At 65.3% G+C, this 9201-nt stretch carries 4 protein-coding genes; 3 read left to right on the top strand and 1 reads right to left on the bottom strand.

What is annotated here, in order from left to right; all coding sequences use genetic code 11:
• Positions 1-4: 4 nt before the first annotated feature.
• Positions 5-712 (bottom strand): CoA transferase subunit A, encoded by a 708-nt coding sequence (locus tag CLI93_RS08255; protein ID WP_095543640.1) that lies wholly within the window; start codon positions 710-712, stop codon positions 5-7.
• A 106-nt stretch (positions 713-818) separates the two neighbouring features.
• On the opposite strand from CLI93_RS08255, the gene CLI93_RS08260 reads away from it, so the two are divergent.
• The 3 genes from CLI93_RS08260 (at position 819) to CLI93_RS14860 (ending at position 9047) form a co-directional block, all read left to right on the top strand.
• Positions 819-1415, top strand: a complete 597-nt coding sequence (locus CLI93_RS08260; RefSeq protein WP_095543641.1) for a LuxR C-terminal-related transcriptional regulator — start codon at positions 819-821, stop codon at positions 1413-1415.
• Positions 1416-1615: 200 nt separating this feature from the next.
• Positions 1616-8740, top strand: coding sequence for an RHS repeat-associated core domain-containing protein (locus tag CLI93_RS08265; protein WP_095543642.1), 7125 nt, complete (start codon positions 1616-1618; stop codon positions 8738-8740).
• Between the two features lies 1 nt (position 8741).
• On the top strand, positions 8742-9047 hold the full coding sequence (locus CLI93_RS14860) for a hypothetical protein (RefSeq protein ID WP_143326478.1): 306 nt from the start codon (positions 8742-8744) through the stop codon (positions 9045-9047).
• Positions 9048-9201 lie beyond the last annotated feature (154 nt).

A 9201-nucleotide genomic window follows, 5' to 3' on the forward strand; every position in this document is an offset into this window, starting at 1 on the left:
GTGTTCAGCCTCCCGCCTTGGGTGTCACAGTGCGCTGCTCGATGCGCTTTTCCGGATTGGGGTTGTGCACGATGCGGTGCACGTAGATGCCAGGCAGGTGGATGTCATCGGGCGCGATCTCGCCCACCTCGACGATCTTCTCCACCTCGACCACGGTGATCTTGCCGGCCGTGGCCGCCGCCGGGTTGAAGTTGCGCGCCGTGTAGCGAAAGCGCAGGTTGCCGGCCTTGTCGGCCACATCGGCCTTGACCAGCGCCACGTCGGCCACCAGCGATTGCTCCATCACATAGGTCTGGCCGTTGAATTCGCGCGTTTCCTTGCCCTCGGCCACCAGCGTGCCCACGCCGGTCTTGGTGAAAAACGCCGGAATGCCCGCGCCGCCGGCGCGCAGCTTCTCGGCCAGCGTGCCCTGCGGGGTGAACTCCAGCTCCAGCTCGCCTGCCAGGTACTGGCGCTCAAATTCCTTGTTCTCGCCCACGTAGGACGAGATCATCTTCTTGATCTGGCGCGTCTCCAGCAGCTTGCCCAGGCCGAAACCATCGACGCCGGCGTTGTTGGAAATCACGGTCAGATTCTTCACGCCGCTGTCGCGCAGCGCGTCGATCAGAGCCTCGGGAATGCCGCACAGGCCAAAGCCGCCCACGGCCAGCGTCTGGCCATCGGCAACAATGCCCTTCAATGCCTCGGCGGCCGAGGGATAGAGCTTGTTCAAGATGTATCTCCTGTCTGGGTTGTCATCACGCAAGGCAAAGCGCAGCCTGCCGCAGCCTTGCAAGCCCGCTACGATACTACGTAAATTGGTACGTAGTTTTGCGTAAATGACATCCCCTAATCCGTTCTTGACCGAAACCGCAGCGCCGCTGCAGTGCGCGCAGGACTACCGCTTGGCCTTCGAGATGGCGCCAGTCGGGCTGGTGCTCTCACGCCACCGGCGCATTGCCGACTGCAACCAGCAGCTGTGCGAGATCTTCCTGACCACGCGCGAATCGCTGCTGGGCCGCTCCTTCCAGGAGCTCTACCCCAGCGCCGAGGAATTCGAGCGCCTGGGCCAGCGCATCGCACCGATCCTCAACGCCAAGGGCTGGTACTCGGACAGCCGCATCATGAAGCGCGCCAACGGCCAGTTCTTCTGGTGCCACGTCAGCGGCCGCGCCTTCGACCGCAGCCAGCCGCACGCCGCCGGCATCTGGAGCTTCGAGGACATCAGCGCCCAGCGCCCCATGGCCGCCGGCGCGGCGTTGACTGGGCGCGAACGCGAAGTGGCCGCGCGCGTGCTGGAGGGCAAGACCTCCAAGCTCATTGGCCGCGAGCTGGGCATCAGCCACCGCACGGTGGAGCTCTACCGCGCCCGGCTGATGCGCAAATTCGGTGCTGCCACCACTGGCGAGCTGATCCAGAAAATGCTCAGCCAGTGAGGCCGCGATGCGGCAAGCGCCTATTCAAAGTCTCAGCGCCGAGCATCCTGCAGCCTTGATGCATCCAAACATTTCCATGTTTGACATTGTTTTGCAAAAGGCAACTATACAAACGCCAAGGCCTTGATTAGAGTGTTCTTCCTGTAACCAGTGTCCTTGTTGCTGCCATCTGGTGACTTACAAAACGGAGGAGACTCGCCATGCGCCCAGTCAGCAAGAGAGCATCGCCGCAGCGCCGCATTGCGCTGGCCTTGAGCGCGGTCATCATGGGCGCTGGCCTGCTGCCTGCGCTGGCTTGGGCGCAGGCTGCGCCCACGCTGGTGGTGCAGTTTGCCGGCCAGGCCATCACCCCGGTGCCCGCAGTTGGCCTGTGGTTGTTGGCCCTGACGCTGGCCGTGGCCATGGTGCTGTTGCGCCGTCGTGGCCTGCTGCCGGGGTTGGCCAGCTGGGGCGGCGTGGCTTTGCTGGCCTTGCTGCTGGGCTCCGGTCTGGGGCGCATCGATGGCGCGCGCGCCCAGGCCACGCAAACGCTGGCGCTGCACAGCAGCCCCGCCCGCCTGGCGCTGGCTCCAGGGCGCAGCCAGCAAGTGGCGCTGCGCAACGACACTGCCGGCCCCATCGGCCTGCAATCCATCGCTCTGCAAGGCAACCCCACGGGGCGCTATCGCCTGCTGCATGCCCCTGGCGATTGCCGCGTCGGCCAACAGCTGGCCCCAGGGGCCAGCTGCCCTGTCTCGGTGCAGCACGATGCGGGCGCGCCGCCTGCGCCGCCTCCACAGCCGCCTGCCGCCGGGCCGGGCCAGCGCGAGCTCTCCGTGTTCGAGCAGGCCAGCGCGCTGCCGCGCTTTCTCAGTTACCCGCCGCTGACGGCGCGCGTCGGCCAGCCCTGGCAGTACCAGGTCAGCGCGGTCGATCGCCAGGGCCAAAGCCTGCCCGTGCACATCGTGGCCGCGCACAGCCCCGCAGACCTGCGCATCAGCGGCAGCGCGCCCGGTCAAACCCTGCACTGGACGCCGCCACAGGCGGGCCTGCACACCATCACCTTGCAAGTGCAGGATGCGCAGGGCCAGATGCAGCAGCAAAGCTTTGTGCTGGGCGTGAGCGACGAAACCCGCCTGCCCGCCGACCCCAAACAGCGCGCCACGCCCCTGCCAGAGCACGTCTTCACCCCGTTTGCCGACAGCACGCGCTTTCTCTACACCGGCGCCGACCCCATTCAGCAAGGCGTGAGCGCCCCCATGGATCCGCTGCACGCGGCCGTGCTGCGCGGCCAGGTCAAGGGCCGCGATGGCGTGCCGCTGGCGGGCGTGCGCGTGCAAGTGCAGGGCCGCCCGGAATTCGGCCACACCCACACCCGCGCCGACGGCTGGTTCGACCTGGCCGTCAACGGCGGCGGCTGGCTCACGCTGCACTACGAGAAGACCGGCTACCTCAGCGCCCAGCGCAAGGTGCACACGCCCCGGCGCGACTGGGCCTATGCCGATGACGTGGTGCTCATCGCCCTGGACGGCCAATACAGCCAGATCGAGTTGCAACGCAACGAACTGCAAATCTACTGGGGCGGGCTGAACCAGGACGAACGCGGCGCGCGGCGCACCGCCGTCGTCTTCCCCGCAGGCGTGCAGGCCAGCGCCGAGCTGCCCGATGGCAGCCTGCGGCCCTTGCAACGCCTGACGGTGCGCGTGACCGAATACACCCTGGGCGAGCAAGGCCCGCAGACCATGCCCGGCGCGCTGCCGCTGTCGGTGGGCTACACCTGGGCGGCCGACTTTTCTGCCGACGAAGCCCGCGCCCTGGGCGCGCGCCACCTGCGCTTTGACCGCCCCGTGTACGCCTACACCAGCAACTTCATCGGCGCGCCCGTGGGCACGGCCGTGCCGGCGGGCTGGTACGACTTCGAGCGCACGGCCTGGATTGGCGCAGACAACGGGCGCGTGATCGAAATCCTGGGCATCGAAGGCGGCCGCGCCCAGTTGCGCGTCAGCCAGGCCCAGCGCCCGGCCACGGCTGCCGAGCTGGCGCAACTGGGCATTGGCGAGGACGAACTGCAAGCCCTGGCGCAGATGTACCCGGCAGGCGAGCAGCTCTGGCGCACGCCGATGGAGCACTTCACCCCCTGGGATTGCAACTGGCCCTGGGGCCCGCCCGAGGACGCGCCGCCGCCGCCCGATGACGATCCGCCAGGGCCCGACGATCCGCCCGATCCGAACGACCCGTCAGGGCCTGACGACGACCCGCCAGACCCCAATGACCCGGACAACGAGGAACAGGACGAAGAGCACGAAGACGTGGAGTGCGGCTGCGACATCTACGTCAAGCAGCGTGCCATGGGGCAGGGCATTGCCCTGCCCGGCACCCCCTTCGAGCTGTACTACCGCAGCGACCGCCGCCTCATCGATCCGGCAGCGGCCCCGCCTGTGGCCTTGCTGCGCAAACGCCTGAAATCCCCCGGCGCGCCGCAGCACCCGGCCTTGCGCTATGCCCAAGTGGAACACCAGATCGCGGGCCGCCGCATGTTGCAAAGATGGCATCCCGCGCAGTGGGCCGCCGCGCCCCAGTTCGACGAGCAGCAATGGGACGGCACCGACATCTACGGCCGCCCCGTGCGCAGCGCCTATGCCCAGCTGCACAGCAGCATCGCCTATGGCTACGCCGGGGCTTATTACAGCGTCCAGGCCGAACTGGCCCGGGCCTTTGAAGCCGTCCAGCTCGCGGCAGGCAGGGGCGCGAGGCTTTCCTTTACCGGCAACCGAGGGGCCGCCAGCCCCATCGTCACGCTGCACCGGGCCTCGGCGCCGCGCTGGGTCAAAGTGCCCGCAGCCAATGTGGATCTTGCCCAGGCCCACGCCGGCGGCTGGGCCCTGCGCGGCCTGCGCCTGTACGACCCCGAGGCGCAAATGCTCTACGAATCGGGCAGCCTGCGCAAAGGGCGGCGCCTGCCGCTGAGCACGCAAACCGTGCCCAATGCGCACATCGCCAGCGGCAATGCCCGCCTGCTCAGCGATGGCGCGCTGCTGGCCAGCCAGGGCCACCAATTGCAACGCTACGCGGATACCCAAGGCGCGGCAGCGCCCACCGTGTACGCTGGCCAGGCCGAGGCCGGCTTTGCCGGCGACGGCGGCCCGGCCAGCGCCGCCCGCTTCGACCGCCCCCGCGTGCTGGCGCAAGGGGCGGACGGCAGCATCTACGTCATGGACACGGGCAACCACCGCCTGCGCCGCATTGGCCCCGATGGCCTGGTGCACACCGTGGCTGGCAATGGCCAGCCCGCCACGGCCAACGGGCCCTGGGATCAGCCCGTAGTCGCCACGGCCAGGGACTTCCATGCCCGATCACTGGCGGCCCTGCCCGACATGAACCTGCTGGCCGTGGACGAGCAGGGCCAGTTGCTGCAACTGACGCCCGGCGGCCTGCTGCACCGCATTGAACTGCCGGAAGGAGCCGGCCAGGCCACGGACGTCGTTGCAGGCCGCCAGGGCCAGGCCTGGATTGCCACCAACACCGGCCAACTGCACCGGCTTGATGCCGCAGGCCTGCGCCATGTGGGCAATGCACTCAATTTCCCCAGCGCTGTGGCTGGGCCAGGCGATGAGGTGTTCGCGCCTATGGGCAGCCAAGTCTGGCGGGTCAAAGCCTCCGGCAGGCGGCAGCTGCTGGTCAATGCGCAGCAAGATGGACTGAACTACGACACCCTGCTGGGCTACGACCCTGATGCCGGCCTGCTCAGCCTCTCCAGAGGTCAGTTGCTGCGCACCTCTGCCGGCTTGCCTCAGCTCGGCTCCAGCCAGGCTGTTTACCGGGTCGGCCGCCCCGACGGCCTGAGCTACGACGAATTCTTCGGCAACGGCCTGCCCAGCGCCACCAAACACGCCTTGACCGGCGCCACGCTGGCGCGCTACAGCTACCAGGGCGGCTACCTCAGCAGCGTCAGCGACGCCTTTGGCAACACCGTGCAACTGCAACGCCAGGGCGCGCGCCTACTGCGCGTGGTGGGGCGCGACGGCCAGGTCAGCACGCTGGACTACGACGCCCAGGGTCGACTGACCCGCGTCAGCCTGCCCGGCGGCATCAGCCACCACATGCGGTACGACGAGCGCGGCCTGCTCACCGAATACCGCGACCCGCGCGGCGGCGTGGACCGCTTCAGCTACGACGCGCAAGGCAAGCTGCTGCGCAACGCCGCGCCCGACGGCAGCGGCTGGCAGCTCAGCCGCGCCGAGGACAACACCATCACCGCCACCACCGCCATGGGCCGCAGCAAAAGCGTGCGCCAGCTGGTGAAGGGCTACAACGTCGAGCAAACCCGCATTGGCTTTGATGGCCTGCGCTCCAGCGCCTCCATCAACACCGCGCAGGGCCGCTCGACGCAGACATTTGCTGATGGCACGCAGATTCATCGCCAACGCATCCCGGATCGCGTCTTGGGCAGCATCGCCGCCTCACAGTACGTCACCCTTGAAAACGACGGCCTGCGCTTGAGCAGCCAAGAAAAACGCTACGGCCAATGGAGCGGACAGTACTACAGCAGCTGGAGCAACACCCACGAACTCAACGGCGCCACCTGGCGCAGCCAGTTCAGCCATGCCGACATGCAACTGCGCCACACCGACGCCGACGGCCACACCAGCACCGCCAGCGTCAACGCCCAAATGCAGCCAGTGCACTGGTCCGCCGCCAGCGGCGCGTATGCCACGCTGGGCTACGACAGCCGTGGTCAACTGGAGGACATCCGCCTCTCCGCCCCAGACGTGCCCGAGCGCCACAGTCACATCGCCTATCACCCGCTGGGCCAGCCCGGCGCAGGCCAGATTGCCCGCTTCACCAACGCCCTGGGCCAGTCCACCCACTACCGCTACGACCCCGCTGGCCGCCCCGTGCAAACCATCCTGCCCGATGGCCGCAGCCTGCGCTACGACTGGGACGCCGCCGGCAACCTGCTGGGCCTGCTCACCCCGGCGGGCAACCGCCACCAGTTCCACTACGACGGCGCCCAGCAAGTGAGCCGCTACGACGCCCCAGGCAATGCCGCCGCCACCCACTGGCAATACGACGCCGAGCGCAAGCTCACCAGCGTGCGCCGCCCCGGCGGGCAAGACATCGGCCTGAGCTACGACAGCGCCGCGCGCCTCAGCCGCATCAGCACCGACGCCGACGCCACCACCCTGGGCTACAACCCCCTGGGCCAGCTCGCCAGCATCAGCAACCCCACCCAGCGCATCGCCTACGCGCGCAGCAATGGCCTGATCACCAGCGAACACTGGGACGGCGCCATCCAGGCCCAGCTCGACACCCCCACCGACAGCCGCGGCCGCCCCACCGAAATCGGCCTGCGCGTGGGCGCCGAACACATCCAACTGCCGCTGCACTACAGCCCATCCGGGCGCCTGCAACGCATCGACCAGACCTGGCTGTACTACGGCGCGCACGGCCAGCCCGAAAGCCTGCAAGGCCCCTGGGGCAGCATCACCCACCAATACAACAGCCTGGGCGAAGCCCTGCACACCCGGCACATCGCCAGCGCCGCCGCCAGCAACAGCACCTCACCCCAGGCCGAAGCCACCCGCCAGGCCCTGCTGGCCAGGCTGGGCGCGCTGCAAGCCGCGCTGGACGAACGCATGCGGCAGATGAACACCTGCCGCATGCGCGGCTGGCTGGTCTATGGCCTGGGCCCCAGCCTGGAAATCGAAGAATGGCACTGGAAATACGACCACAGCGACATGGACGAGGCCGAGCGCCAGGCACTGATCGCCCAATACGGCCCCGCCCAATACCGCGAGCCCGACTACTGCCTGGGCCTCATGGCCCAGCACCTTGAACGACTGCGCGACCAGGCCAGCACCGGGGACCCGCCCTACGGCTGGAGCGGCCAGCTCTCCAGCGAGCTGGCCAATCTGCGCAACGCCACCGCAGGCGGCGCCGTGGGCGTGGCCGCGCTGGGCTACGACCAACACGCCCGCGCACACCTCACCGACGCCACCAGCTACAACAGCCCCGCCATTGAGGCCCATTACCAGGCTTTGCAGCAACTGCTCCAGCAGTTGCAGGCCAACCAGTTGCACTGGGGCATCCCCGCCGAATACCAATACCAGCGCGACGCCCTGGGCCGCATCAGCAGCTTGCATGAGCGCCTGCTCGACCAGCAGCGCCAGCACCACTACGAATACGACAGCAGCGGCCGCCTGCTGGCCCACACCATGGACGGCCAGCGCACAGAGTGGGCCTATGACGCCAATGGCAACCGCAGCCACGAAAACGGCCAACCCATCGCCAGCTACGACGCGCAAGACCGGCTGCTGACCTGGAAAGACCAACACTACAGCTACAACCCAGCGGGCGACCTGCAAGCCAAAACCAACGCCGCAGGCCAGACCCGCTACGACTACGACGCCCTGGGCAACCTGCGCCAGGTGCTGCTGCCCGGCGGCCAGCGCATCGACTACGACATCGACCCCCTGAACCGCCGCATCGGCAAGCGCAAGAACGGCCAGCAGCAATACCGCCTGATCTACCTGGACGAGCTGCGCCCCCTGGCCGAACTGGACGTCCAAGGCCAGCTGCGCAGCCTGTTCATCTACGCCGGCCAGGGCAACGCCCCGACGCTGATGCTCAGGGAAGGCAAAACCTGGCGTCTGATCGCCGACCACCTGGGCAGCATCCGCCTGGTCATCGACGCCGAGACCGGCCAGATCGGCCAACGCCTCGACTACGATGCCTGGGGCCGCATCACCCACGACAGCCAGCCAGGCTTCCAGCCCTTTGGGTTTGCCGGCGGCCTGTACGATCCAGACACCGGCCTGACCCGGTTTGGGGCCAGGGACTACGACGCAGAAACGGGCAGATGGACGGCCAAGGATCCCATCTTGTTTGATGGTGGGGATTCCAACCTCTACGGGTATGTTTTGCAGGATCCGGTGAATTTTGTGGATCCGGAGGGGTTGCGTTTGAGTGGCTGGTCATGGAGTACCGGAGGGTTGCCTTTCTTCCCTACCAGGCACGAGCACATGACCAGGAACAGGAGAAATTTTTGTCCTGCAAAAGAACCCAAAGAAAACATATGCACAAGCAATCACAGGGACAATTATGGGCAGGGGTGGGTTCAGGATACCCCAAAAATTACAAACTTTTATTCCTCCAAATATAGACATGCTTACGGCTATGAGTGCAAGTATGACGAAAACGGATTTTTAATGAGAGACGAAAATGCTAATTACACATATAACTTTTCGGATAATTATCTTATTCATTTATGGCAAGATGTGTTTCCGCACTATTTCTACGGAGGTCCTGACCAATACATTTCAGGAACAACCGAAGTTGGCCGCTAAGATGAAAGTCATTTATTTTTTAGTCCTGCATTCAGTTCTATTAACCGGGCTTACACTGCTTGCATTCGAAATGCCAGAGCAAGCACGCCATCCTATGGAGTTATTTGTTTTATTTCTAATAATTGCCTCTGGACCACTTTTATATCCATTAATGGGGTCGGGTTCTGAGATATTTTTTTTGCTGATCATTTTATTGGTAATATTTCTTGCGAAAAATAAAATGATGAAAAATAATGTTGCATTATTTTTCTCGACCTTTTTTTGGTGCCTTTTGGGATTTTTGTTGCCGGTGGCGGGGTCAATGTGAAAAAAAACAAATATTTTTCCAAGGTTCTATTGAGCAGAAATCAAACAACTTGAACAAATAAATCCTTCAAGCCGCATATTTGACGCTGTCCTTTTGAAAGAACTGCTTGACCTTTTGAGGTGACTTCTGCAGGTGTCTCATGTGGCTGACTGCG

It is taken from the genome of Vandammella animalimorsus (genome assembly GCF_002288875.1).
GTDB classification, from domain to species: Bacteria; Pseudomonadota; Gammaproteobacteria; order Burkholderiales; family Burkholderiaceae_C; genus Lampropedia; species Lampropedia animalimorsus.